A 22657-nucleotide genomic window follows, 5' to 3' on the forward strand; every position below is an offset into this window, starting at 1 on the left:
GACCCGGCGTTGCAGGCGTTTTGCGCCTTCTTTCAAAAGCTTGACAAATTTTATACAAATTGTGCTTCTGTGAAGGCGGCTTCAGGGAGCGGACTATTGGCACCTGCCAGACGCTTCTGGCCAAGCCTGGTGCGACATTGACACCATCCACATATTGAGTCGACTTGCCCGACCATTCAGCGTGATACGCAAGCTGCGCTGGCCAGGGGGGCTCACCGCACGCTCATGGACTCTGGACTGTCGGCGTCGACTCATCGATGCCCACCGGCGCATACAGTGCCTCTTGATTCCATCGGGCTTCCAGCTCATCGGCGGCAACCGGACGGGAAAAGAGAAACCCTTGCACTTGCGGACACCCTTGCTGGAGAAGAAAACGGCGTTGCGTCTCGGTCTCGACACCTTCTGCCACCACTTCCAGATCCAGCCCTCGTGCCATGGTAAGTACCGCTCCAGTGATGGCCGCATCTTCCCGGTCATCCGGTAGATGTCGAACGAATGCTCGATCGAGCTTGAGCTTATCGACCGGCAGACGCTTCAGGTAACTCAGGGACGAATAGCCGGTACCAAAATCATCGATGGCGATCTGGTGGCCCAAGTTCTGCAATGTTTCCATACGCGGGTAAATATCGCCAGCGCGATCATCGAGCAACACTGACTCTGTGAGTTCCAGGCCCAATTTCCAGGCAGGCACCCCATGATGCTTCAATGCCGCTGTCAAATGAGATTCGATATCCCCCTGGATCAGTTGCATCGCGGATATATTGATCCACAAGGGGACTGAAAAGATATCGGCCTGGTGCCACTTCGCCAATTGAGCGATAGCATTGTCGACAACCCAGTTACCCAGCGGCACCATCAGTCCATGCCGTTCGGCAATCGGAATGAAATCACCCGGCGAAATCATGCCATGTTCCGGATGGCGCCAGCGAAGCAGCGCTTCGATACCGGACATGGTGCCATCCTCCAGGTAATGTTGCGTCTGGTAGTGCAGTTCCAACTGATCCCCTTTCGCCAATGCCGTACGCAGGTCATTGACCAATCCCAACTGTCGGCTGCCTACCATATCCAGAGAAGGACGAAACCGCTGATCGTGATTCCGCCCATGTCGTTTCGCACTGTAAAGAGCGGATTCCATACGCTGGAACAGTACCCCCGAATCATTGCCATCCTCGGGAGCACGACAACTTCCGATGGACAACCCCAGGCGCAATGAAGCCCCCTCCACCTCAAAGGGTTCGCTCATATGACTGCGAAGGTCAGCCACCCACTTCTGGTGATCGTCAAATGTCGTCGTGCGGATTACCAGGAATTCATCGCCACCCAGACGCCCAACTACGCCACCAGCGACATAACGGGCCAAGCGTTGTCCGAAACGTGCCAATAGCCGATCGCCGACTTCCACGCCCATCCCGTCGTTGACAGCTTTAAAACCATCGATATCAATCAACGCCATATCCAGCCCTTCTCCGGCTCGTAAATGGCGCAACCGAGAGGTCATGAGCTCATGTAGACGACGCCGGTTGGGCAGGCCTGTCAACGGATCTTCGAAGCCAATGCGTCGCAAATCCTGCTCTCTGGCCTTGTGACGTGATATATCGGTGAACAGACCCACATAGTGACTGATCCGCCCCCGCTCATCGGTACACGCCTGGACACGCAACCACTCCGGATATTGATCACCCTGCTTGCGTTGATTCCATATCTCACCCTCCCAACGTCCGGTGGTATGCAGTGATTGCCAATAACGGTCGTAAAACGCCTTGTCGTGCCGACCAGAGGACAACACCGAGGTATCCTGTCCGCGAACCTCATCGACATCGTACCCCGTAATCTGGGTAAAGGCTGGATTGACGGCCACGATGCGATTGTCCGCATCACTGATAACGACGCCATCCTCGGAGAGTTTCAAGGTCTCTTCGCACAGACGTCGACGGCGGTGCTCAGCCCGTACCTGGCGAGTGGCATCGACCACTCCCAGAAGAATGATGCCGAGTGCAGCCAACCGCAACGAGACACTGGGTAACCAACTGATAGCGGCCAACGCGGCCAGCGCCAGCCAGATCGGCGGTCGGTTAAGAGAAAACGAAGGCCACATGTGAGATCATCGACTTAACGGTTTATGGGTTGCTCGATAAATTGGCAAGCTGTCATCATTCAACCTGTTATCGGCATTTTTTCCTGGCGCTTAAATTTTCGGTTCAAACGCTGCCAGCATGCCACAGAATAACAAGCTTAACTGGCATACCCTGGACTGACGTGCAATCGTTATCCGCTGCCAGTAGAATGCATCAGGGCCGCATGATGGGCCTACATAACCATTTCGATTCTCGGAACGTTTCTGTGACCAAGCAACACTCCTTTAGCCGCGATGAGCTGCTGGCATGCAGCCAAGGTGAATTGTTCGGCCCTGGCAATGCCCAACTGCCAGCCCCGAATATGCTGATGCTCGACCGAATCACTCGTATCTGTGAGGAAGGGGGAGAGCATGGCAAGGGCGAACTGATCGCTGAACTCGACATCTATCCCGACCTCTGGTTTTTCGATTGCCACTTCCCGGGTGATCCCGTTATGCCGGGTTGCCTGGGGCTGGATGCCATGTGGCAACTCGTTGGTTTCTATCTCGGTTGGTTGGGTCATCCGGGTCGCGGTCGCGCTCTGGGCTGCGGCGAGGTCAAGTTTTCCGGACAGATCCTACCGGATTCGAAGAAAGTTACTTACCACATCCATGTCAAGCGGATCATCACGCGACGCCTGATTCTCGGCATCGCCGACGGCACCGTCACTGTTGATGGTCGTGAAATCTATCAGGCCAATGACTTGCGAGTGGGCCTGTTCACCTCTACTGCGAATTTCTGATCAGGAGGCTTCCATGCGACGAGTGGTAGTCACCGGCTTGGGCATCGTGTCTTGCCTCGGTAATGACCGAAACCAGGTTCTTGAGTCTCTGAAAACAGGACGCTCCGGCATTCGCTACAAGGATGAGTACGCAGAGCTTGGCTTCCGTAGCCATGTCGCCGGCATCGTGGACATCGACCTCGATAGTTTGATTGACCGCAAGCTGCGCCGCTTCATGGGGGATGCGGCTGCCTATGCTTATGTCTCCATGGCTCAAGCCATTGAAGACGCCGGACTCACTACGGAGCAGGTGTCCAACGAACGTACCGGCCTGATCGCCGGCTCAGGCGGCGCTTCCAGTGCCAACCAGGTCGAGGCGGCCGACATTCTGCGTGACAAGGGGCTGCGCCGTGTCGGCCCCTATCGCGTTACACGCACGATGGGAAGTACTGTGTCCGCCTGTCTGGCCACCCCGTTCCAGATCAAGGGGATCAACTACTCGATCTCATCAGCCTGCGCCACATCTGCTCACTGCATCGGCAACGCCGTAGAACAGATTCAACTAGGCAAGCAGGACATCGTCTTCGCCGGCGGCGGAGAGGAAGAACATTGGACATTATCGTGCCTGTTCGATGCCATGGGCGCACTCTCCACCGGGTATAACGATACCCCGGGCAAAGCCTCTCGTCCTTATGACAAGTCACGGGATGGATTCATCATTGCCGGTGGTGGCGGGATGCTGGTCTTGGAGGAACTGGAGCATGCCAAGGCACGTGGAGCAAGGATCTACGCGGAAGTCGTCGGTTACGGCGCCACTTCCGATGGCTATGACATGGTCGCACCTTCTGGAGAGGGAGCGGCACGTTGCATGCGACAGGCACTGGCCACCGTCGAAGGCAACATTGATTATATCAATACCCATGGTACCTCCACCCCCGTGGGTGACGTCGCGGAACTTAAAGCTATCAGGGAAATATTCGGTGAAAGGACGCCGGCAATGAGCTCCACCAAGTCTTTGACGGGGCACTCGCTGGGGGCGACCGGTGTCCAGGAAGCCATCTATTCACTCTTGATGATTGAGCATGGTTTCATTGCGGCCTCAGCCAATATCGAGGCGCTGGATGAAGAGGCAGAAGGATTTGACATCGTGACCCACCGGCGTGACAACGCCACGGTCAACCGTGCATTGACCAATAGTTTCGGGTTCGGTGGCACCAATGCCTGCCTGGTGCTGGAAAAATATCGCGACTGAAAGAAAGCGTAATGATAATGGTGGCGGCCGCCGTCAGATGTCCTGGCGGAACCGTATACGTCTATCAGCCAGGCATCGTTGCCGTCGGCTTGGCCGATGCCTGTTGTGGACGCGGTACTTCGGAAATTTCCTCCAGCGTCGACTCGATCCACGCTTCCACCTCGACCAGCACGGCTTCCGGGCTCCGTCCTGCCGTCTCGATTGGTGGACCCACGACGACTGTCAGATGGCCGGGATTCTTGATCCAGTGGCGACCCGGCCAACGCTCGCCGGCATTATGGGCAACCGGTAGCACCGGCGCGCCGGCACGACATGCGATCACTGCACCACTCTTGTTATAGCGACGTCGCTCACCCGGCGCTACTCGGGTACCTTCAGGAAAGATCAACACGGAAAGACCTTCCTGTAGCCTCACGACACCTTGTGACAGTACCTGCTTCATCGCACGAGCCGGTTTCGAGCGATCCAGTGCAATAGGATGGAGCAGCCGCAATGCCCAACCGAACAACGGAATCTTCAAAAGTTCACGTTTGAGTACAGTACAGACCGGCGGCTTGAGTACCTGCAAGAACAGGGTTTCCCACTCACATTGATGGTTGGCGAGAATCACACAGGGCCGTTTGGGGATGTGCTCGAGGCCGCGAACCTCATAGGTCACCCCACAACTCATGCGGAACCAGACCATGATGAAGTGGTTATACAGATTAAGCAGGCGATAACGTCCACGGAGAGGTAGAAAAGGGACCAAGGGCAGAAAAAACACACCACATACCAAAATGGCGAAAAAATAGCCCAGATAAAATAACATGCTGCGTAATCGGTTCATTCGGGCTTCTCGGTCCGCGTTTGACACCAGGCATCCAGCATGCGGTCCACTTCGAGTCGCCAAGGTTTCTGGTGGACGCCAAAGGCTTCCAGGACCCGCCGACAATTGAGGACCCGCCGTAACGGGTGGTCATGATGATGATTGAGGGCCTTTAGCGCCCCGAGGGGTATCTGCTCGCCCAGCCCTTCTAAACGTGTACTGAGTTGAGTCCGCACCATGGAGGCAAAAGTATAGCTACTGACAGGTTCCGTCCCCGCAAGATGATAAGCGCCCCAGGCATCGGCGCCATACTGCAGCTGCTGCAGCATTCCGATCAATGCCATGGCAGCGGCATCGGCTGATGTGGGACAGAAGATAATATCTTCAGCAGCTCGGACTTCCTCACCATTGAGCAATCGGACTATCAAGTCAGCCAACCAAGCTTCATTCCCCTCCAGAGCAAATAGCGGTCCCAAGCGAACGATCAGATGCCGCGCATGCAGCTCCCGTATGCGGTCGCCTGTCTTGATTAAGCGCTGAAGACTCTCATCCTTGGGTTCCGGTATGACGTGTTCATCGATAGGCTCACTGAGACCATCTTCGTAGAGCTGATCGGAAACGCACCACACCAAGGGAATGTCCAGGGTCAGACACGCTTCCAGGCACGCTTCCACCGCTTCCGCATGAGCCTCCACCGCTGCTGGCTCCGCCAGAATCGGTTGAGCGAGAGGAGGCACGAGCAGTGCATCGGGCATGATCTCACGCAGACGCTCTACCGAGATCGATATTGACGGCTCGATCACCAACGAGGTATCGGCCCGACGATTCGCCTCCCGCGTCAGCGCCAGGCTCAGGCAGTGTCCGGCATCCAGGATACTCAACTTCAAGACAATGGCTCCTGAGGCAAAGGAGATAGCCAGTCCGCGATGTCAGAACGGAATTTCATCGTCGAAATCATCGAAACTGCCTGGATCAGGCGCTCCATACTGATTCCCTTGTTGCTGACCACCAGCCGGAGACGGCTGTTGTCCACCGCCCGGTGCTCCCCCTGAAGCCCCCTGAGCCGCTGGTTGCGGTGCATTGCCATAGCCGCCAGACTGCATGCCTCCTTGGGCATAATCATTGCCACCACCGGCACCACGAGAATCGAGCATCTGCATATCGTTGGCAACGATTTCCGTGCTATAGCGATCCTGACCATCCTGCCCCTGCCACTTACGTGTCTGCAGACGCCCTTCAACGTATAGTTTGGAACCCTTGCGTAAATATTGTTGGGCAATTTCAGCCAACTTGTTGAACATCACCACCGTATGCCACTCGGTACGCTCCTGGCGCTGGCCACTCTGGCGGTCGACCCAACTATCAGTCGTTGCGAGGCGCAAATTGGCGACCGGATTGCCGGAGGGAAGGAAGCGGACATCCGGGTCCTGCCCCAGATTACCAATCAAAATGACTTTGTTAACGCCGCGTGCCATCGTTCAACTCCTTGTTCCTTTTACAGTTATCAATCCACGTCACGGACGCCGTCACGCACGCCCCTGACCTCGTTGCGTCCCGGCAATCCGTGCCAGGGCCTCACTATCGAGCTGCTGGCGATCCACCTTGAGATAGGCAACTCGCTCTTCAGGGACCACCAGCACATCCTCCACACCTGCCACCTCGGCAAGGCGCGTCATCAAGGTATCCAGAGCGTCACCACGGGTCTCGTCATCGAGAGCCACGACCTCACTCGCCAAATGGCGTGGTGCAGGCATGGTCATGACTGATCCCAGCCAGACGACGCCAACGACAGCGGCGCCATAAAACACAGCGTCGTGCCCCCAGTACTGATCCAGCACACCCCCCAACAAACCACCCAGGAAGGCCCCTAGAAACTGGCTGGTCGAGTAGACCCCCATGGCAGTGCCTTTCGCGCCAGCTGGTGCCATCTTGCTGATCATGGAGGGCAGTGTCGCCTCCAGCAGATTGAACGCGATGAAAAACCCCAATAACAAACACGCTAACCACCACCAAGAGGTCACCCCAGACACCCCCATAGCGGCAAGACACAATGTCAGCAGAGCGACTGACAGAATAAAAACCGGCTTCATCTGACGTTTTTTCTCGGCCAGCATCACCAGCGGTACCATTCCGATGAACGCCAGGCCCATGACGGTCAAATACACCCATCCATGATACGCGGATTCGAAGCCGACCTCGACAAGCCGAAAGGGAATGACCACGAAGATGGCCATCAGGATCAAATGCAGGGAAAAGATCGAAATATCCAGACGCAGTAGATCCAAGCGCAACAACATGGATTTGAGTTGTTGACGGTCCAGACCCACATCACGGTGAAGAACTCGCTTGGGGGCTTTGGGAACCACTTTCCATAACACCAGCAAACCAAGCAGCGCCAGTACCGCCGTTAGCCAGAAAATACCTGATAGCCCGAAATACGCTGACAAGAGTGGACCGGTCACCATCGCCACAGCGAAGGCTACACCGATCGATAACCCGATCATCGCCATCGCCGCGGTCCGTACCTCCTCACGGGTCTGGTCGGCAAGCAGTGCCATGATAGCAGCGGCTACAGCACCACTCCCTTGCAGGCTCCGTCCCACGATAATGCCGACGATACTATCCGCCAGGGCAGCGATGATACTACCGATCAGAAACAGTATCAGGCCAACCGCGATCACCCTTTTACGCCCCAAGCGATCAGACAGCAGACCGAACGGGATCTGCAGCAATGCCTGCATCAACCCATAGACCCCTAGTGCCAACCCGACAAGCATTGGCGTGGCACCTTGCAGGGATTCCGCAGATAGCGCCAGCACCGGCAAGACCATGAATAGGCCCAGCATGCGTGATGAATAAAGACCCGCCAATCCGATGATGGCGCGTCGTTCGGTGGCTAACAACAAACCTGAGATCATGCGATAGGGAGTGTCCAGTACGCGAACGGGTCGGCCGATACGGCCGGAGCAACTCGATATTCTACCTACTCCGTGTCCGACAGGGAAAGGCAATAGCGCTTGAGACGCACCGCATTTTGGCGAGACTCGCGCCAACGCCGTATAATCGAATTTTTGCGCTGCACTCGAGGTGGCAATGGACAGGATTCTGGTCAGGGGCGCACGTACCCACAACCTCAAACAGATTGATGTCGAACTGCCACGCGATCAATTGATCGTGATTACCGGCCTATCCGGCTCCGGCAAATCATCACTTGCGTTCGACACACTCTATGCTGAAGGGCAGCGCCGTTACGTCGAGTCGCTGTCGACCTATGCCCGTCAATTTCTGTCGATGATGGAAAAACCAGACGTCGATCACATAGAAGGATTGTCGCCGGCCATCTCCATCGAGCAAAAGTCCACCTCTCATAACCCCCGTTCCACTGTCGGCACCATTACCGAAATCTACGACTATCTACGTCTTTTGTTCGCTCGTGCCGGTACACCCCGATGCCCAGAACACGGTGAAGATCTGGAGGCTCAGACGATTTCACAAATGGTGGATCAAGTGCTGGCGCTTCCCGAAGGCAGCAAACTGATGTTGCTAGCGCCGGTCATCAAAGGACGCAAGGGCGAGCACTTGCAACTGCTGAGCGAATTACGGGCTCAAGGGTTCGTACGCGCCCAGATCGATGGCCAGGTTCTGGAACTGGACGATATCGCTCCTCTCGACAAGAACAAGAAACACGACATCAGTGTGGTAGTGGATCGCATCAAGGTTCGTGACGGTCTGCAGCAGCGGCTGGCGGAATCCTTCGAGACGGCACTGGGGCTGGCCGATGGTACTGCCATCATCCATTTCATGGATGGCGATGCCGAAGATATCCCGTTTTCATCGCGCTTTGCCTGCCCAGTTTGCGGCTATTCAATCGCCGAGCTCGAACCACGCATGTTCTCGTTCAACAATCCGGCAGGCGCCTGCCCTACATGCGATGGTCTCGGTGTACAGCAGTTCTTCGATCCCGACAAGCTGATCAGCCATCCTGAATTGTCGCTGGCCGAGGGCGTCATCAAAGGATGGGATCGCCGTAGCATCTATTACTTCAATCAGTTGCAGGCGGTGGCTGAGCACTATCGCTTTGCCCTGGAAACACCGTGGCAGGATTTGGCCCGTCATGAACGTGAGATCGTGCTACACGGCAGTGGTCAGGATCAGATCGCGTTCAGTTACGTCAATGACCGGGGACGTACAGTCACCCGCGAGCACCCATTTGAGGGTGTCCTGCCCAATATGCAGCGTCGTTATCGTGAAACCGAATCATCGATGGTCCGCGAAGAACTGGCACGTTACATTGCCGTCCAGCCTTGTTCCACTTGCGGTGGGTCACGGCTTCGCAAGGAATCGCGTCATGTCTTCGTCGATGAGCAGACTCTTCCGGATATTGTGCGTCTTCCCATTGGCGAAGCCTGGAACTATTTCCGCCAACTGGAACTGCCTGGTCGTCGCGGCGAGATTGCCGTAAAAATCATCAATGAGATTCATGCACGGCTTGAATTTCTGGTCAACGTCGGACTCGACTACCTCAATCTGGAGCGCAGTGCCGAAACGCTCTCGGGCGGTGAAGCACAGCGCATCCGTCTAGCCAGCCAAATCGGTGCCGGCCTGGTCGGAGTCATGTATATACTCGACGAGCCCTCCATTGGTTTGCATCAACGCGATAACGACCGCCTCCTCAAGACGCTCGAACGCCTCCGCGACCTCGGCAATACTGTCATCGTGGTCGAACATGACGAGGAAGCCATCATGTCTGCTGACCATGTTCTCGATATCGGCCCAGGAGCCGGTGTTCATGGCGGTCGTGTCGTTGCACAAGGAACCCCGGAGCAAATAAAGGCCAGCCCCGACTCGCTAACGGGTCAGTATCTGTCAGGGCATCGCGCAATTGATATCCCGCCATACCGCATTCCGCGCAATCCCGAGAAATGCGTCCGCCTGTCTGGTGCTACCGGCAATAACCTGCAGCACGTGACTCTCGACATGCCACTCGGGGTCTTCATTTGCGTCACTGGTGTGTCGGGGTCAGGCAAGTCGACATTGATCAATGGTACCCTGATGCCGATAGCAGCACGGGAGTTGAACAAGGCTAGTACACTGACGCCAGCTCCCTATGAACATATCGAGGGACTCGAACAACTCGACAAAATCATCGATATAGATCAGAGTCCTATCGGCCGCACACCACGTTCCAACCCAGCGACCTATACAGGGATTTTCACCCCGATACGGGAGCTCTTTGCCGGCACACAGGAGGCCCGTTCACGCGGCTACAAGCCCGGACGGTTCTCTTTCAACGTCAAAGGAGGGCGCTGTGAAGCCTGCCAGGGTGAAGGGTTGATCAAGGTTGAAATGCATTTTCTGCCCGATATATACGTTCCGTGCGATGTCTGCAAAGGCAAGCGTTACAATCGAGAAACGCTGGAAATACAGTACAAGGGCAAGAACATTCATGAAGTCCTGGAGATGACGGTCGAGGAGGCTCTGGAGTTCTTTAGTCCTGTACCGGCCATCGCCCGACGATTGCAGACACTCATGGATGTCGGCCTGTCTTATATCCGTCTTGGCCAGAGTGCCACGACACTTTCGGGCGGTGAGGCCCAGCGCGTCAAGCTGGCTAGAGAGCTTGCCAAGCGCGACACCGGCAAGACACTCTATATTCTCGATGAGCCCACGACAGGCCTCCACTTCGAGGATATCCGGCAGCTATTGACTGTCTTGCATCGATTACGTGACCACGGCAACACTATTGTGGTCATTGAGCACAACCTGGATGTGATCAAGACAGCTGATTGGATTATTGACCTGGGACCGGAAGGTGGATCAGGTGGCGGTCGCATTATCGCTGAAGGAACCCCTGAGCAGATCATGCGTGTCGAAGGCTCACACACAGGGCGCTTCCTCAAACCGATGCTCAAGAGACGAACTGCTAGCAATGTGGAACCCGAAATGACGCCCTAGATTCCAGCAGCCACCTCCTACATACAGTGAATGCGAATACGAAAAAGGCCGGCCCCACGGGGGGGCGGCCTTTTCGATGTCGCTTTTGTGGGCAAGAGCCCCGGATAACGATCAGCGTTACTCTTCAGCAACCGCGTCGTCGTCATCCTCTTCGACAATGGGGCGATCCACCAATTCGACATAAGCCATTGGTGCGTTATCGCCTGCACGATAACCGCATTTCAGCACACGGACATAACCGCCAGGACGTTCTACATAACGGGGGCCCAGCTCATTGAAGAGCTTACCCACCGCATCCTTGGAGCGGGTCCGACTGAAAGCCAATCGACGATTAGCAACGCTGTCCTGCTTGGCCAGAGTGATCAGCGGCTCGATATGACGACGCAGTTCCTTGGCCTTGGGCAGGGTTGTCTTGATAATTTCATGCTCGACCAGCGACACGCACATGTTCTTGAACATAGCCTGTCGATGCGAGCTGGTCCTATTCAGGTGACGACCACTCTTACGATGACGCATGGTTATAATTCCTTACCAAAAAGAGACTCGAGGCGGCGCTCACGCGGAAGCCTTGTCATCCTTCAGGCTTGCCGGTGGCCAGTTTTCCAACCGCATGCCCAATGACAAACCACGTGCGGCCAACACATCCTTGATCTCATTCAGGGACTTTTTGCCGAGGTTCGGTGTTTTCAACAACTCGACTTCGGTCCGCTGGATCAGATCACCGATATAGTAGATGTTCTCGGCTTTCAGGCAGTTGGCACTGCGGACGGTCAACTCGAGATCATCCACGGGACGCAGCAGGATCGGATCGATATGATCCTCTTCCTCCTGGACCTCCTGCTCCTTGTCGGCTTCCAGATCGACGAACGCACTCAACTGCTCCTGCAGGATGGTGGCGCTACGACGGATCGCCTCTTCGGGATCCAGAGTACCATCGGTCTCCAGGTCAATAACCAGCTTGTCCAGGTCGGTGCGCTGTTCGACACGCGCCGCCTCGACGGCATAGGAGACACGACGTACCGGGCTGAAGGTCGCATCGAGCTGCAGCCGACCGATAGCGCGAGTTTCTTCATTGGACTCATCGCGCAAATCCGCCGGCTCATAGCCACGACCGCGAGCCACCTTGAGCTGCATTTTCAGCTCGGTACCTTCGTTGACATGTGCAATCACATGGTCGGGATTAACGATCTCGACATCATGATCCGTGGCAATGTCAGCGGCAGTAACGACAACCGGGCCCTGCTTGTTCAGCGTGAGCACCGCCTCGTCACGGCTATGCATTTTGATTGCCACGTCTTTGAGATTCAGAAGAATTTCAATGACATCTTCCTGAACCCCTTCGATCGCACTGTATTCGTGGTCAACACCCGCGATTTCCGCTTCCACCACGGCACAGCCGGGCATGGAAGAGAGCAGAATGCGGCGCAATGCATTCCCCAGGGTGTGGCCAAAACCACGCTCGAACGGCTCGAGGACGATCTTCGCGTGGTGTGCGCTGATCTCTTCGACCTTGATATCACGAGGACGGAGAAACTCTGTCACTGAACGCTGCATATGAACACCTTTCAGGCTGCCAAACGGATACTCGATATGTACGTCCGGGCCCCGTGGGCCCGGTGGTGTTTATGCACTTACTTCGAGTACAGCTCGACGATCAGGTTTTCGTTGATTTCGGCAGACAGGTCGCCGCGTTCAGGCAGGGCCTTGAATGTGCCTTCCATCTTCTTCGAGTCAACCTCGATCCAGGTTACATCACCACGCTGGGCTGCAATACCGAGCGCATTCTGGATGCGAGCCTGGTTCTTGGCTTTCTCGCGAACGGAAACGACATCACCCGACTTGACCTGATAGGAAGCCACGTTGACGCTCCGTCCATTGACGGCAATGGCCTTGTGGCTGACCAGCTGACGAGCTTCGGCACGAGTCGAGCCGAAACCCATCCGGTAAACAACGTTATCCAGTCGAGATTCCAGCAATTGCAGCAACACCTCACCGGTCGCACCCTTGAGTCGGGCCGCCTCCTTGTAGTAGTTGCGGAATTGCTTCTCTAGTACACCGTACATGCGGCGTACTTTCTGCTTCTCACGAAGCTGCAAGCCGTAGTCGGAAAGACGCTGACGGCGCTGGCCGTGCACACCCGGGATTTGCTCGGATTTGCACTTTTTCTCGAAGGGAGTCACACCACTCTTGAGGAAGAGATCCGTGCCCTCACGACGAGACAGTTTGCACTTTGGTCCAAGATAGCGAGCCATGAGTCTGTCTCCTTAAACGCGACGTTTCTTCGGTGGACGGCATCCATTGTGAGGGATGGGCGTCGCATCGGTAATGCTCTGTACGCGGAAGCCGGCGGCATTCAATGCACGCACGGCAGACTCACGGCCAGGACCAGGGCCTTTGACCAGCACGTCGACGTTTTTCACACCATACTCGGCTGCAGCTGTTGCTGCACGCTCGCTTGCCACTTGAGCAGCGAACGGGGTGCTCTTGCGAGAACCACGAAAACCCGAACCACCGGCAGTTGCCCATGACAGAGCATTGCCCTGGCGGTCTGAGATCGTCACGATCGTGTTGTTAAAAGAGGCATGGATGTGGGCAACCGCATCCACTACCTGCTTTTTAACCTTCTTGCGGTTACTACGCGGGTTAGCCATGTTGATGTTTTTCCTGTCTTTACGCCAGAACGTGCGTGTTATTTGCGAATCGGCTTACGCGGCCCCTTACGGGTGCGCGCGTTGGTCTTGGTACGCTGACCACGCAGCGGTAGACCACGACGATGACGCAGACCACGATAGCAACCCAGGTCCATGAGACGCTTGATGTTCAGCGTCACATCACGACGAAGGTCGCCTTCAACGGTGTATTTGCCGACCTCGGTACGCAGGGTGTCGACCTCTTCGGAAGACAGATCCTGAACTTTGGTGGTCGGCGCAATACCGGCTGCTGCGCAAATATCCTTTGCGCGAGTGCGGCCAATCCCGAAGATATAGGTCAGCGAGATCGCCGCATGCTTGTTGTCCGGGATATTGACGCCTGCAATACGGGCCATCAGCTTTCTCCGAAATTTGAGCGGCTTGCTCGGTTGATCATCTACAAAAGGGCGCAATAGCATACCCCTTTGCTCTCAAAAGAGCAAGGGGATGATTACACCGGTTACGAAACAGCTGTCGTATCAGCCCTGACGCTGCTTGTGCCGAGGTTCGGTGCAAATGACGCGAATAGCGCCATTGCGTCGAATAATCTTGCAGTTTCGGCACATTTTCTTCACTGAAGCTCGAACTTTCATCGTTCTCTCCAAATCATCGACGGCGAGCATCAGCGCATGATGCCGCCACTGCCGTAGCCTTTCAGGCTGGACTTTTTCATCACCGACTCGTACTGATGCGACATCAGATGGGACTGTACCTGGGCCATGAAATCCATCGTGACCACCACGACAATCAGCAACGACGTGCCACCGAAGAAGAACGGTACATTCCATGCCACGATCAAGAACTGCGGCATCAGTGACACCGCCGTGATATACAATGCACCGAACAGAGTCAGCCGAGTCATGACCTTGTCAACATAACGAGCCGTTTGCTCACCAGGACGAATACCCGGCAAGAAAGCCCCTGACTTCTTGAGGTTGTCGGCGACATCCTTGGGATTGAAGACCAGCGCTGTATAAAAGAAGCAGAAGAATATCACCGCTGCCGCAAAAAGCAAGATATACAGCGGCTGACCCGGCCCCAGTGCCATGGAAGCCGTCTGCAACCACTCCATGCCATCACCGGAACCGACCCATTGCCCCAATGACGCGGGAAACAATAGTATGCTTGAAGCAAAGATCGCAGGAATGACCCCAGCCATATTGACCTTCAATGGAAGGTAGCTGCTTTGCCCGGCATACATCTTGTTGCCGACCTGACGGCGTGGATAGTTTACTGTGATTCGTCGCTGACCCCGTTCGATGAAAACCACGAACGCAACCGTCGCGATACCGAGTACTGAAAGGGCCAACAAAGGGAGCACATTCCAGGCACCTTCGTTACGAGCCAACTCGAAGGCCTGTCCGACAGCACCAGGAAGCCCTGCAACAATGCCAGCAAAAATCAGCAATGAAATACCGTTGCCGATACCTTTTTCAGTGATCTGCTCTCCCAGCCACATCAAGAACACGGCACCACAGACGAACGTAATGATGGCACTAAAATAGAAGCTGAAATCAGCCGTATAGGTTACGCCTTGGCCGACCAAACCAACTGACATGCCGGTCGCCTGGATCGTCGCCAGGACTACCGTTCCATAGCGGGTGTACTGGTTGATCTTCCGACGCCCGGATTCGCCTTCCTTCTTCAACTGCTCAAGTTGAGGCGAAACCGCTGTCAGGAGCTGCATGATAATCGACGCTGAAATATAAGGCATGATGCCAAGCGCCATGATGCTCATGCGTTCCAAGGCACCTCCGGAGAACATGTTGAACATGCCCAGGATGGTGCCCTGCTGCTCCCGAAACAAGGCAGCCAGCTGGTCAGGGTCAATACCGGGAACAGGAATGTGGGCACCGATTCGGTAAACCACGATGGCCAGAAACACAAAGCGCAGACGCGCCCAGAGTTCGCCGAGCCCACTGCCCATCGCCGGCATGTTGCCTGACTTAGCCATTTAGTCCTCTACTTTTCCGCCAGCAGCCTCGATTGCGGAACGCGCCCCTTTAGTGACACGCAGTCCGCGAACGGTAACTGCCTTGTTCAGTTCGCCGGAAAGGATAACCTTCGCATGCTGCGTGGTTTCCTTGAGCACGTTGGCCTTCTTGAGGCTCTCGAGTGTCACTTCGCCACCCTCAGCCTTGGCAAGCTCGGCCAGACGGACCTCTTCGGAGACCATTGATTTTGCAGAAGTAAAGCCGAACTTGGGCAGACGACGCTGCAAAGGCATCTGTCCGCCTTCAAAGCCTGGCTTGATTGTACCGCCGGTACGTGATTTCTGACCTTTGTGTCCTCGGCCGCCGGTCTTGCCTAGACCAGAACCGATACCACGGCCCACACGCTTGGCGGCATGCTTGGAGCCCGAAGCCGGACTCAGGCTATTGAGTTTCATGGATTACTCTCCCTCAACACGCACAAGGTAATTGACCTTGTTCACCATACCGCGCACGGCAGGGGTGTCTTCCAGTTCGACCGTATGTCCGATACGGCGCAGACCAAGCCCCTTGATGGTGGCTTTATGCTTTTCCAGGACACCAATCGTACTGCGAACTTGGGTAACCTTGATCGTTGCTGCCATGATGCCTTACCCCGTGATCGCTTCAACAGACAATCCACGCTTGGCCGCGACATCATCCGGCGAACGCATGGAGGCCAGACCATTGATGGTGGCACGCACGACGTTCACTGGATTGGTAGAGCCATAGCACTTGGCCAGAACGTCATGCACACCCGCCAACTCGAGTACAGAACGCATGGCACCGCCGGCGATAATTCCCGTACCTTCAGATGCCGGCTGCATATACACCTTCGAAGCTCCATGACGGGCTTTGATAGGGTATTGCAACGTGCTGCCGTTCAGATTGACACTCACCATGTTGCGGCGTGCCTGGTCCATAGCCTTCTGGATCGCAACCGGCACTTCACGTGCCTTGCCGCGACCAAAACCAACACGACCATTACCATCGCCAACGACGGTCAATGCGGTAAAGCCGAAAATACGGCCCCCTTTGACCACTTTGGCGACACGGTTGACCTGCACGAGTTTTTCTTGCAGATCGCCGTTGTTCTGTTCGTTCTTCGCCATCGTAAAACCCTTTAGAATTTCAGGCCGCCTTCGCGTGCGGCATCGGCCAGGGCCTTCACACGACCGTGGTACTGAAATCCAGCACGATCGAAGGCTACTTGAGAAATACCTGCTTCTTTCGCACGCTCGGCAATCAAGGCGCCAACTCTCGCGGCGGCTTCGGTATTGCCAGTACTGCCTTCACCCCGGAGCGGCTTCTCCAATGTCGACGCACTGGCCAGGACATTGCTGCCATCGGGAGAAATGATCTGCGCATACATATGGCGCGGCGTACGATTGACACACAGGCGATACACGCCCAACTCGCGAATCTTGGCACGAGCGCGGCGGGCACGACGGAGACGAGATTCTTTCTTCGCGTTCATAACCCTGCCCTACTTCTTCTTGGCTTCTTTACGGCGGATCTGCTCGTCGCCATACCGGATACCCTTGCCCTTGTAAGGCTCGGGGGGACGGAAGGCACGAATCTCCGCAGCGACCTGGCCGAGCTTCTGCTTGTCCGCACTTTTCAGCACGATAGTGGTGTTCTTGGGCGTTTCCGCTGTCACACCTTCAGGCAGGGTATACTCGACCGGGTGCGAGAAGCCCAGTGTCAGATTGAGCGTCTGGCCACTTGCCTGAGCACGGTAGCCGACACCATTGATTTCGAGGGACTTGGTGAATCCCTCGCTTACACCGGTGACCAGATTCTGCACCAGCGCTCGCGTTGTACCGGCCATAGCCCAGCTCTTGGCACGAGCACTTGGCTCGAAAGTGACCTTATCATCTTCCTGGGCAACGACGACATCGGGATGAACGGACATACCGAGTGTCCCCTGACTGCCCTTGACGGTCACCTGGTCACCATCGAGTTGGAACTCGACACCGCTGGGTAACTTAACCGGATATTTGGCTATACGGGACATTCCAAACTCCTAGAATACGGTGCAGAGGACTTCACCACCGATACCGGCGTGGCGCGCTGCCCGATCGGTCATCACCCCATTGGACGTGGAGACGATCGCAATACCAAGGCCTTCAGCGACTCTAGGAATATCATCCTTGCCGCGATATTCGCGCATGGACGGCTTCGACGCCCGCTGAATGTGCTCGATGACCGGCTTTCCCTCAAAGTACTTGAGAGTCACGGTCAATTCAGGCTTGGCACCTTCGGAAACGGCATATTCGGTGATGTAGCCTTCTTCTTTCAATACGCGGGCCAGCTCAACCTTGAGCTTGGATGACGGCATGGAGACCGTCTCCTTGGTGGCCATCTGCGCATTACGGATACGTGTCAACATATCCGCCAACGTGTCTTGCATACTCATGACGTTGCGCTCCTGATGATCTACGTGGCGATTACCAGCTGGACTTCTTGAGTCCGGGGACGTCACCACGCATGGCCGCTTCACGCAGCTTGTTGCGGGCCAACCCAAACTTGTTGTAGTAACCGTGCGGACGGCCGGTGATACGACAGCGATTGCGCTGGCGTACTGCACTGGAATCCCGCGGCAACTGCTGCAGCTTGAGCTGCGCTTCGAAGCGCTCGTCATCGGAAGCATTCACGTCATGAATGACAGCCTTGAGCTCAGCACGCTTGGCGGCGTACTTCTCGACCAGCTTAGCGCGCTTTCGCTCACGGCCTACCATACTTTTCTTTGCCATGTTCCCACCTTATTTCTTGAACGGGAAGTTCAATGCACTCAACAATGCACGACCTTCTTCATCGGTGTTAGCGGTGGTGGTGATAGTGACGTCAAGTCCCCGAACCTGATCGATTTTATCATATTCGATCTCCGGGAAGATGATCTGTTCACGCACACCCATGGAGTAGTTGCCACGACCGTCGAATGACTTCGGGTTGAGACCCCGGAAGTCACGTACACGGGGAATCGCAATGTTGACCAGGCGATCCAGAAAATCCCACATACGATCACGACGCAGGGTCACCTTGAGACCAATCGGCCACCCTTCACGCATCTTGAAACCGGCCACGGACTTACGAGCCTTGGTGACCATCGGCTTCTGACCTGAAATCTTCTCGAGATCACCCATGGCATTGTCGATCAGCTTCTTGTCACTGGTCGCTTCGCCGATCCCCATATTCAGGGTGACTTTGGTGATCTTTGGCACCTGCATTACATTGGCGTAGCTGAACTGCTCTCTGAGTTGAGCCACCACCTCGTTTTGATAACGTTCTTTCAAGTTCGCCATTTTGCTACCCGACTCGCGTTAGGCGTCGATCTGCGTCTGCGTCGACTTGTAGATACGTACCTTGGTACCGTCGTCCTTCACTTGGAAGCCGACGCGATCCGCCTTACCGGTCTCCTGGTTGAAGATGGCCACGTTGGATGCGTGAATCGGAGCTTCGCGCTCGACGATACCGCCCTGGTTCCCCGCCATGGGGTTGGGCTTGGTGTGCCGCTTGATCATGTTCACACCGGACACGACGAATCGCTCATCTTTGAGAACACGCTTGACCGTGCCACGCTTGCCCTTGTCTTTGCCGGCGATGACGACGACTTCATCGTCACGTTTGATCTTTTGCATATCCGCCTCGCTCCTTACAGCACTTCAGGCGCCAAGGAAATGATCTTCATGAACTTTTCTGTGCGAAGTTCACGAGTGACCGGCCCGAAAATACGGGTACCGACCGGCTGTTCGTTGGCATTATTCAACAGAACCGCCGCATTTCCATCGAAGCGAATCAATGACCCGTCAGTACGACGGACACCACTACGGGTCCGGACAACCACCGCTTTCAGGACTTGGCCTTTCTTGACCCGGCCCCGAGGAATGGCCTCCTTCACCGTCACCTTGATGATGTCACCAACACGGGCATAACGGCGATGTGAACCGCCCAGCACCTTAATGCACTGCACCCGGCGTGCACCGCTATTGTCGGCGACATCCAGCATTGTCTGAGTCTGAATCATCGGTTTTCTCCAAACCTAATCTGACTGCACTGGTCGTATAAACCTTGGGCCCATCAGCCCTTGGCCTGCTCAACTACCTCGACCAGCGTCCAGGCCTTTTTCTTTGACAGTGGGCGACACTCCGAAATAGACACGGTATCGCCGGTCTTCGCCTGGTTCGCCTCGTCATGGGCATGCAGCTTGGTGGAGCGTTTCACATACTTACCGTAGATCGGGTGACGCTCACGGCGCTCGATCATGACGACGATGGACTTGTCCATCTTGTCACTCACCACCTTTCCGGTGAGCGTACGTGCTTGTTTCTGTTCGGCCATCTCAGTCACCTGCTTTCTCGTTGAGCACCGTCTTCACACGGGCGATGTCCCGACGGACCTGCTTGAGCAGATGAGTCTGACTCAGCTGGCCGGTGGCCTTCTGCATGCGCAGGTTGAACTGCTCGCGGAGAAGTTCAAAGAGCTGCTCGCGCAGTTCGTCTACTGACTTTTCACGAATTTCCTGGGCTTTCATCACATCACCGTCCGTTTCACAAAGGTGGTGGAGACCGGAAATTTCTGAGCAGCCAGAGCAAACGCCTCGCGGGCCAACTCTTCAGAGACACCTTCGATCTCGTACATGACACGGCCGGGTTGGATCTGTGCGACCCAGTACTCGACAGAGCCTTTCCCCTTACCCATGCGGACTTCCAAGGGTTTTTTGGAAACTGGCTTATCCGGAAATACACGGATCCAGATCTTGCCACCACGTTTGACATGGCGAGTAATGGCACGACGACCGGCTTCGATCTGCCGAGCCGTCACACGACCGCGACCGGTCGCCTTGAGGCCATACTCTCCGAAGCTAACTTTGTTACCGCGATGTGCCAGACCGCGATTACGGCCCTTCTGCACTTTACGGAACTTTGTACGTTTGGGTTGTAACATCGAATCGCTCTCCCCTTATCTGGAACCTTTCTTCTTGGAGGGCGCACTTGCCGGCTGCTTCGCCTTGGCACGGACCTCCTCGATGCCCCCGAGGATTTCCCCTTTGAAGATCCACACCTTGACGCCGATAACGCCGTACGTGGTGTGTGCTTCGTAGGTCGCGTAATCGATGTCCGCGCGCAGTGTATGCAGCGGCACACGCCCTTCGCGGTACCATTCGGTACGGGCGATTTCTGCACCACCAAGACGCCCTGACAGCTGGATCTTGATGCCGCCAGCACCCAAGCGCATGGCATTCTGCACAGCACGTTTCATAGCGCGGCGAAACATCACCCGGCGCTCGAGCTGGCCGCAGACATTCTGCGCAACGAGTTGCGCATCGAGTTCCGGCTTGCGAACCTCTTCGATGTTGACGTGAACCGGCACACCCATCATCTGAGTGACGTCACGCCGCAAACGGTCAACATCTTCGCCCTTTTTACCAATCACGATGCCCGGACGGGCGGTATGAATCGTAATACGGGCGTTGTTGGCCGGACGCTCGATTGTGATGTCGCTTACCGAAGCATTCTTCAAACGCTCGGCGATAAAGCGACGAACTTCCAGGTCACTATTCAGCTTGTCGGCATAGGAATCACCTTCGGCGTACCACACCGAGCGATGGTCCTTGACGATGCCCAGCCGAATGCCTGTTGGATTGACTTTCTGACCCATCTGGTCGACTCCTACTTCTCGGCTACCTTGACGGTGATGTGGCAGGTGCGCTTCAAGATACGATCCGCACGCCCTTTCGCGCGCGGCTGGATGCGCTTGAGCGTCATGCCCTCATCGACGCAGATGGTCGAGACACGCAGCTCGTCAATATCCATGCCGTTATTTTCTTCCGCATTCGCTATCGCGGACTGCAGCACCTTGCGTACCAGCTTGGCAGCCTTCTTCGGTGAGAAGGTCAGCAGGTCGAGTGCTTCGGCGACCGGTTTACCGCGCACCTGGTCAGCCACCAAACGGGCCTTCTGTGCGGATAAACGAGCGCCACGCAGCTTTGCTGTGACTTCCATCTCTCAATCCTCTCTGGCTTACCGTTTGGCTTTCTTGTCCGCCGCATGACCGCGATACGTGCGGGTGGCAGCGAATTCGCCCAGCTTATGGCCAACCATTTCCTCGGAAACATGTACCGGGACGTGTTGGCGTCCGTTATGGACTGCGATGGTGAGTCCCACCATATTTGGCAGGATCATGGAACGACGCGACCAGGTCTTGATCGGTTTGCGATCGTTCTTTTCCACTGCAGCCTCAACCTTCTTCAACAGATGAAGGTCAACAAAAGGACCTTTCTTCAGTGAACGTGGCACAGCCGTTACCCCTTAACTTTGTGTTACTTGGCCTTGCGGCGACGAACGATGAGCTTGTCGGTGCGCTTGTTCTTGCGAGTCTTGTAGCCCTTGGTAGGCATCCCCCAAGGTGACACCGGATGGCGACCACCACTGGTGCGGCCTTCGCCACCACCATGGGGGTGATCCACCGGGTTCATTGCCACACCCCGGACAGTCGGGCGCACTCCCTTCCAGCGCTTCGCACCGGCTTTACCAAGCTGGCGCAGGCTGTGCTCGGAATTGCTCACTTCACCCAATGTTGCACGGCACTCTGAGAGCACCTTGCGCATCTCACCGGAACGTAGACGCAAGGTTGCATAATTACCTTCACGGGCGACCAATTGAGCACTCGTGCCAGCACTACGCACTATTTGAGCACCCTTGCCTGGCTTGAGTTCTACACAATGCACGGTCGAACCCAGCGGAATGTTCCGCAGAGGGAGCGTGTTACCACGCTTGATTGGCGCATTAATACCTGACTCGAGCCGATCGCCACTCTTCACTCCTTTGGGAGCAATGATGTAGCGACGCTCCCCATCCGCATACTTCAGAAGCGCGATATGGGCACTACGGTTCGGGTCGTATTCCAAGCGTTCCACCTCAGCAGGAATGCTGTCCTTGGTGCGCTTGAAATCGATCAAACGGTAATGGTGACGATGGCCGCCGCCCGTATGACGGGTCGTGATACGGCCATAGTTGTTACGACCACCGGACTTCGACTGTTTTTCCAGCAAGGGGGCATAAGCGCGTCCCTTGTACAGGCCGTCGTTTACGGTCTTGATGACGTGACGACGTCCGGCGGATGTGGGTTTGGTCTTGACGATTGCCAT

At 55.8% G+C, this 22657-nt stretch carries 32 protein-coding genes; 3 read left to right on the top strand and 29 right to left on the bottom strand.

What is annotated here, in order from left to right:
- Positions 1 to 223: 223 nt before the first annotated feature.
- Positions 224 to 2095, bottom strand: coding sequence for a putative bifunctional diguanylate cyclase/phosphodiesterase (locus BLW01_RS17800; RefSeq protein WP_092572299.1), 1872 nt, complete (start codon positions 2093 to 2095; stop codon positions 224 to 226).
- A gap of 245 nt (positions 2096 to 2340) precedes the next feature.
- On the opposite strand from BLW01_RS17800, the gene fabA reads away from it, so the two are divergent.
- Together fabA and fabB are read left to right on the top strand one after the other, a co-directional pair.
- A complete protein-coding gene (gene fabA / locus BLW01_RS17805) occupies positions 2341 to 2856 on the top strand; it encodes a 3-hydroxyacyl-[acyl-carrier-protein] dehydratase FabA (RefSeq protein WP_092572397.1) in 516 nt (171 codons plus the stop codon).
- Between the two features lie 13 nt (positions 2857 to 2869).
- Positions 2870 to 4087: a beta-ketoacyl-ACP synthase I gene (gene fabB, locus BLW01_RS17810; protein ID WP_092572301.1), complete on the top strand. Its 1218-nt coding sequence runs from the start codon at positions 2870 to 2872 to the stop codon at positions 4085 to 4087.
- Between the two features lie 64 nt (positions 4088 to 4151).
- On the opposite strand, the gene BLW01_RS17815 is transcribed toward fabB, so the two are convergent.
- From BLW01_RS17815 to BLW01_RS17830, 4 genes are read right to left on the bottom strand one after another with little or no spacing between them, the layout of a single operon-like run.
- Positions 4152 to 4913 carry a lysophospholipid acyltransferase family protein gene (locus tag BLW01_RS17815; RefSeq protein ID WP_092572303.1) on the bottom strand — a complete coding sequence of 254 codons (762 nt, stop codon included), beginning with the start codon at positions 4911 to 4913 and terminating at the stop codon, positions 4152 to 4154.
- Positions 4910 to 5779, bottom strand: a complete 870-nt coding sequence (locus BLW01_RS17820) for a sugar nucleotide-binding protein (protein WP_092572305.1) — start codon at positions 5777 to 5779, stop codon at positions 4910 to 4912. The genes BLW01_RS17815 and BLW01_RS17820 overlap by 4 nt, the downstream gene beginning before the upstream one ends.
- Before the next feature lie 42 nt (positions 5780 to 5821).
- The gene (gene ssb, locus BLW01_RS17825) at positions 5822 to 6367 is read right to left on the bottom strand and encodes a single-stranded DNA-binding protein (RefSeq protein WP_092572307.1); all 546 of its coding nucleotides are present in this window, start codon (positions 6365 to 6367) and stop codon (positions 5822 to 5824) included.
- A gap of 51 nt (positions 6368 to 6418) precedes the next feature.
- Positions 6419 to 7810 carry an MFS transporter gene (locus BLW01_RS17830; RefSeq protein WP_092572309.1) on the bottom strand — a complete coding sequence of 464 codons (1392 nt, stop codon included), beginning with the start codon at positions 7808 to 7810 and terminating at the stop codon, positions 6419 to 6421.
- Positions 7811 to 7985: 175 nt separating this feature from the next.
- Here BLW01_RS17830 and uvrA point away from each other — a divergent pair, with 175 nt between their 5' ends.
- On the top strand, positions 7986 to 10847 hold the full coding sequence (gene uvrA, locus BLW01_RS17835; RefSeq protein WP_092572311.1) for an excinuclease ABC subunit UvrA: 2862 nt from the start codon (positions 7986 to 7988) through the stop codon (positions 10845 to 10847).
- Between the two features lie 117 nt (positions 10848 to 10964).
- Here the strand turns inward: uvrA and rplQ are convergent, their stop codons facing one another.
- The 24 genes from rplQ to rplB form a co-directional block, all read right to left on the bottom strand.
- A complete protein-coding gene (gene rplQ, locus BLW01_RS17840) occupies positions 10965 to 11363 on the bottom strand; it encodes a 50S ribosomal protein L17 (protein ID WP_092572313.1) in 399 nt (132 codons plus the stop codon).
- 39 nt (positions 11364 to 11402) lie between these two features.
- Positions 11403 to 12401 carry a DNA-directed RNA polymerase subunit alpha gene (locus tag BLW01_RS17845; protein WP_092572315.1) on the bottom strand — a complete coding sequence of 333 codons (999 nt, stop codon included), beginning with the start codon at positions 12399 to 12401 and terminating at the stop codon, positions 11403 to 11405.
- A 77-nt stretch (positions 12402 to 12478) separates the two neighbouring features.
- On the bottom strand, positions 12479 to 13099 hold the full coding sequence (rpsD, locus tag BLW01_RS17850; RefSeq protein ID WP_092572316.1) for a 30S ribosomal protein S4: 621 nt from the start codon (positions 13097 to 13099) through the stop codon (positions 12479 to 12481).
- Positions 13100 to 13111: 12 nt separating this feature from the next.
- Positions 13112 to 13498: a 30S ribosomal protein S11 gene (gene rpsK / locus BLW01_RS17855; protein ID WP_092572318.1), complete on the bottom strand. Its 387-nt coding sequence runs from the start codon at positions 13496 to 13498 to the stop codon at positions 13112 to 13114.
- A gap of 38 nt (positions 13499 to 13536) precedes the next feature.
- A complete protein-coding gene (gene rpsM, locus BLW01_RS17860; RefSeq protein WP_092572320.1) occupies positions 13537 to 13893 on the bottom strand; it encodes a 30S ribosomal protein S13 in 357 nt (118 codons plus the stop codon).
- 123 nt (positions 13894 to 14016) lie between these two features.
- On the bottom strand, positions 14017 to 14130 hold the full coding sequence (gene rpmJ / locus BLW01_RS17865; RefSeq protein ID WP_072824384.1) for a 50S ribosomal protein L36: 114 nt from the start codon (positions 14128 to 14130) through the stop codon (positions 14017 to 14019).
- Positions 14131 to 14159: 29 nt separating this feature from the next.
- On the bottom strand, positions 14160 to 15491 hold the full coding sequence (gene secY / locus BLW01_RS17870; RefSeq protein WP_092572322.1) for a preprotein translocase subunit SecY: 1332 nt from the start codon (positions 15489 to 15491) through the stop codon (positions 14160 to 14162).
- Entirely contained in the window at positions 15492 to 15926 is a 435-nt protein-coding gene (rplO, locus tag BLW01_RS17875; protein WP_092572324.1) for a 50S ribosomal protein L15, read from the bottom strand.
- 3 nt (positions 15927 to 15929) lie between these two features.
- Positions 15930 to 16112, bottom strand: a complete 183-nt coding sequence (gene rpmD / locus BLW01_RS17880; RefSeq protein WP_092572326.1) for a 50S ribosomal protein L30 — start codon at positions 16110 to 16112, stop codon at positions 15930 to 15932.
- Positions 16113 to 16118: 6 nt separating this feature from the next.
- The gene (gene rpsE / locus BLW01_RS17885) at positions 16119 to 16619 is read right to left on the bottom strand and encodes a 30S ribosomal protein S5 (protein ID WP_092572328.1); all 501 of its coding nucleotides are present in this window, start codon (positions 16617 to 16619) and stop codon (positions 16119 to 16121) included.
- A gap of 11 nt (positions 16620 to 16630) precedes the next feature.
- On the bottom strand, positions 16631 to 16984 hold the full coding sequence (rplR, locus tag BLW01_RS17890; protein WP_092572330.1) for a 50S ribosomal protein L18: 354 nt from the start codon (positions 16982 to 16984) through the stop codon (positions 16631 to 16633).
- 9 nt (positions 16985 to 16993) lie between these two features.
- Positions 16994 to 17524 (bottom strand): 50S ribosomal protein L6, encoded by a 531-nt coding sequence (gene rplF, locus BLW01_RS17895; RefSeq protein ID WP_092572332.1) that lies wholly within the window; start codon positions 17522 to 17524, stop codon positions 16994 to 16996.
- A gap of 9 nt (positions 17525 to 17533) precedes the next feature.
- Positions 17534 to 17926 carry a 30S ribosomal protein S8 gene (gene rpsH, locus BLW01_RS17900; protein WP_092572334.1) on the bottom strand — a complete coding sequence of 131 codons (393 nt, stop codon included), beginning with the start codon at positions 17924 to 17926 and terminating at the stop codon, positions 17534 to 17536.
- 31 nt (positions 17927 to 17957) lie between these two features.
- The gene (gene rpsN, locus BLW01_RS17905; protein ID WP_092572336.1) at positions 17958 to 18263 is read right to left on the bottom strand and encodes a 30S ribosomal protein S14; all 306 of its coding nucleotides are present in this window, start codon (positions 18261 to 18263) and stop codon (positions 17958 to 17960) included.
- A 9-nt stretch (positions 18264 to 18272) separates the two neighbouring features.
- Positions 18273 to 18812 carry a 50S ribosomal protein L5 gene (gene rplE / locus BLW01_RS17910; RefSeq protein ID WP_092572338.1) on the bottom strand — a complete coding sequence of 180 codons (540 nt, stop codon included), beginning with the start codon at positions 18810 to 18812 and terminating at the stop codon, positions 18273 to 18275.
- Between the two features lie 18 nt (positions 18813 to 18830).
- Positions 18831 to 19148: a 50S ribosomal protein L24 gene (gene rplX, locus BLW01_RS17915; protein WP_092572340.1), complete on the bottom strand. Its 318-nt coding sequence runs from the start codon at positions 19146 to 19148 to the stop codon at positions 18831 to 18833.
- 14 nt (positions 19149 to 19162) lie between these two features.
- On the bottom strand, positions 19163 to 19534 hold the full coding sequence (gene rplN, locus BLW01_RS17920; protein ID WP_092572342.1) for a 50S ribosomal protein L14: 372 nt from the start codon (positions 19532 to 19534) through the stop codon (positions 19163 to 19165).
- 53 nt (positions 19535 to 19587) lie between these two features.
- Positions 19588 to 19848, bottom strand: coding sequence for a 30S ribosomal protein S17 (gene rpsQ, locus BLW01_RS17925; protein ID WP_092572344.1), 261 nt, complete (start codon positions 19846 to 19848; stop codon positions 19588 to 19590).
- 1 nt (position 19849) lies between these two features.
- A complete protein-coding gene (gene rpmC, locus BLW01_RS17930) occupies positions 19850 to 20041 on the bottom strand; it encodes a 50S ribosomal protein L29 (protein WP_066443645.1) in 192 nt (63 codons plus the stop codon).
- On the bottom strand, positions 20041 to 20454 hold the full coding sequence (gene rplP, locus BLW01_RS17935; RefSeq protein WP_092572346.1) for a 50S ribosomal protein L16: 414 nt from the start codon (positions 20452 to 20454) through the stop codon (positions 20041 to 20043). Before rplP ends, rpmC begins: the two co-directional genes overlap by 1 nt.
- Positions 20455 to 20469: 15 nt before the next feature.
- On the bottom strand, positions 20470 to 21168 hold the full coding sequence (rpsC, locus tag BLW01_RS17940; RefSeq protein WP_092572348.1) for a 30S ribosomal protein S3: 699 nt from the start codon (positions 21166 to 21168) through the stop codon (positions 20470 to 20472).
- Positions 21169 to 21179: 11 nt separating this feature from the next.
- Positions 21180 to 21512: a 50S ribosomal protein L22 gene (gene rplV, locus BLW01_RS17945; RefSeq protein ID WP_092572350.1), complete on the bottom strand. Its 333-nt coding sequence runs from the start codon at positions 21510 to 21512 to the stop codon at positions 21180 to 21182.
- An 18-nt stretch (positions 21513 to 21530) separates the two neighbouring features.
- Positions 21531 to 21806, bottom strand: coding sequence for a 30S ribosomal protein S19 (rpsS, locus tag BLW01_RS17950; RefSeq protein ID WP_092572352.1), 276 nt, complete (start codon positions 21804 to 21806; stop codon positions 21531 to 21533).
- 23 nt (positions 21807 to 21829) lie between these two features.
- Positions 21830 to 22657: a 50S ribosomal protein L2 gene (gene rplB / locus BLW01_RS17955; protein ID WP_092572354.1), complete on the bottom strand. Its 828-nt coding sequence runs from the start codon at positions 22655 to 22657 to the stop codon at positions 21830 to 21832.

Source organism: Aidingimonas halophila (genome assembly GCF_900106955.1).
Lineage (GTDB): Bacteria > Pseudomonadota > Gammaproteobacteria > Pseudomonadales > Halomonadaceae > Aidingimonas > Aidingimonas halophila.

Excerpts from the sequence above, each read along its gene's own strand:
- uvrA (WP_092572311.1), top strand. The coding sequence starts at position 7,986 with ATGGACAGGATTCTGGTCAGGGGCGCACGTACCCACAACCTCAAACAG.
- BLW01_RS17800 (WP_092572299.1), bottom strand. The coding sequence starts at position 2,095 with ATGTGGCCTTCGTTTTCTCTTAACCGACCGCCGATCTGGCTGGCGCTG.
- BLW01_RS17830 (WP_092572309.1), bottom strand. The coding sequence starts at position 7,810 with ATGATCTCAGGTTTGTTGTTAGCCACCGAACGACGCGCCATCATCGGA.
- rpsQ (WP_092572344.1), bottom strand. The coding sequence starts at position 19,848 with ATGGCCGAACAGAAACAAGCACGTACGCTCACCGGAAAGGTGGTGAGT.
- rpsE (WP_092572328.1), bottom strand. The coding sequence starts at position 16,619 with ATGGCGAAGAACGAACAGAACAACGGCGATCTGCAAGAAAAACTCGTG.
- BLW01_RS17845 (WP_092572315.1), bottom strand. The coding sequence starts at position 12,401 with ATGCAGCGTTCAGTGACAGAGTTTCTCCGTCCTCGTGATATCAAGGTC.
- fabB (WP_092572301.1), top strand. The coding sequence starts at position 2,870 with ATGCGACGAGTGGTAGTCACCGGCTTGGGCATCGTGTCTTGCCTCGGT.
- rpsM (WP_092572320.1), bottom strand. The coding sequence starts at position 13,893 with ATGGCCCGTATTGCAGGCGTCAATATCCCGGACAACAAGCATGCGGCG.
- rplP (WP_092572346.1), bottom strand. The coding sequence starts at position 20,454 with ATGTTACAACCCAAACGTACAAAGTTCCGTAAAGTGCAGAAGGGCCGT.
- rplE (WP_092572338.1), bottom strand. The coding sequence starts at position 18,812 with ATGGCGAACTTGAAAGAACGTTATCAAAACGAGGTGGTGGCTCAACTC.
- rplO (WP_092572324.1), bottom strand. The coding sequence starts at position 15,926 with ATGAAACTCAATAGCCTGAGTCCGGCTTCGGGCTCCAAGCATGCCGCC.
- BLW01_RS17815 (WP_092572303.1), bottom strand. The coding sequence starts at position 4,913 with ATGAACCGATTACGCAGCATGTTATTTTATCTGGGCTATTTTTTCGCC.
- secY (WP_092572322.1), bottom strand. The coding sequence starts at position 15,491 with ATGGCTAAGTCAGGCAACATGCCGGCGATGGGCAGTGGGCTCGGCGAA.
- rplQ (WP_092572313.1), bottom strand. The coding sequence starts at position 11,363 with ATGCGTCATCGTAAGAGTGGTCGTCACCTGAATAGGACCAGCTCGCAT.
- rpsN (WP_092572336.1), bottom strand. The coding sequence starts at position 18,263 with ATGGCAAAGAAAAGTATGGTAGGCCGTGAGCGAAAGCGCGCTAAGCTG.
- rplR (WP_092572330.1), bottom strand. The coding sequence starts at position 16,984 with ATGAACGCGAAGAAAGAATCTCGTCTCCGTCGTGCCCGCCGCGCTCGT.
- rpsK (WP_092572318.1), bottom strand. The coding sequence starts at position 13,498 with ATGGCTAACCCGCGTAGTAACCGCAAGAAGGTTAAAAAGCAGGTAGTG.
- rpsH (WP_092572334.1), bottom strand. The coding sequence starts at position 17,926 with ATGAGTATGCAAGACACGTTGGCGGATATGTTGACACGTATCCGTAAT.
- rpmC (WP_066443645.1), bottom strand. The coding sequence starts at position 20,041 with ATGAAAGCCCAGGAAATTCGTGAAAAGTCAGTAGACGAACTGCGCGAG.
- rplX (WP_092572340.1), bottom strand. The coding sequence starts at position 19,148 with ATGCAAAAGATCAAACGTGACGATGAAGTCGTCGTCATCGCCGGCAAA.
- rpsD (WP_092572316.1), bottom strand. The coding sequence starts at position 13,099 with ATGGCTCGCTATCTTGGACCAAAGTGCAAACTGTCTCGTCGTGAGGGC.
- rplF (WP_092572332.1), bottom strand. The coding sequence starts at position 17,524 with ATGTCCCGTATAGCCAAATATCCGGTTAAGTTACCCAGCGGTGTCGAG.
- rpsC (WP_092572348.1), bottom strand. The coding sequence starts at position 21,168 with ATGGGTCAGAAAGTCAATCCAACAGGCATTCGGCTGGGCATCGTCAAG.
- ssb (WP_092572307.1), bottom strand. The coding sequence starts at position 6,367 with ATGGCACGCGGCGTTAACAAAGTCATTTTGATTGGTAATCTGGGGCAG.
- rpmJ (WP_072824384.1), bottom strand. The coding sequence starts at position 14,130 with ATGAAAGTTCGAGCTTCAGTGAAGAAAATGTGCCGAAACTGCAAGATT.
- rplN (WP_092572342.1), bottom strand. The coding sequence starts at position 19,534 with ATGATTCAGACTCAGACAATGCTGGATGTCGCCGACAATAGCGGTGCA.
- rplB (WP_092572354.1), bottom strand. The coding sequence starts at position 22,657 with ATGGCAATCGTCAAGACCAAACCCACATCCGCCGGACGTCGTCACGTC.
- rpmD (WP_092572326.1), bottom strand. The coding sequence starts at position 16,112 with ATGGCAGCAACGATCAAGGTTACCCAAGTTCGCAGTACGATTGGTGTC.
- rplV (WP_092572350.1), bottom strand. The coding sequence starts at position 21,512 with ATGGAAGTCACAGCAAAGCTGCGTGGCGCTCGTTTATCCGCACAGAAG.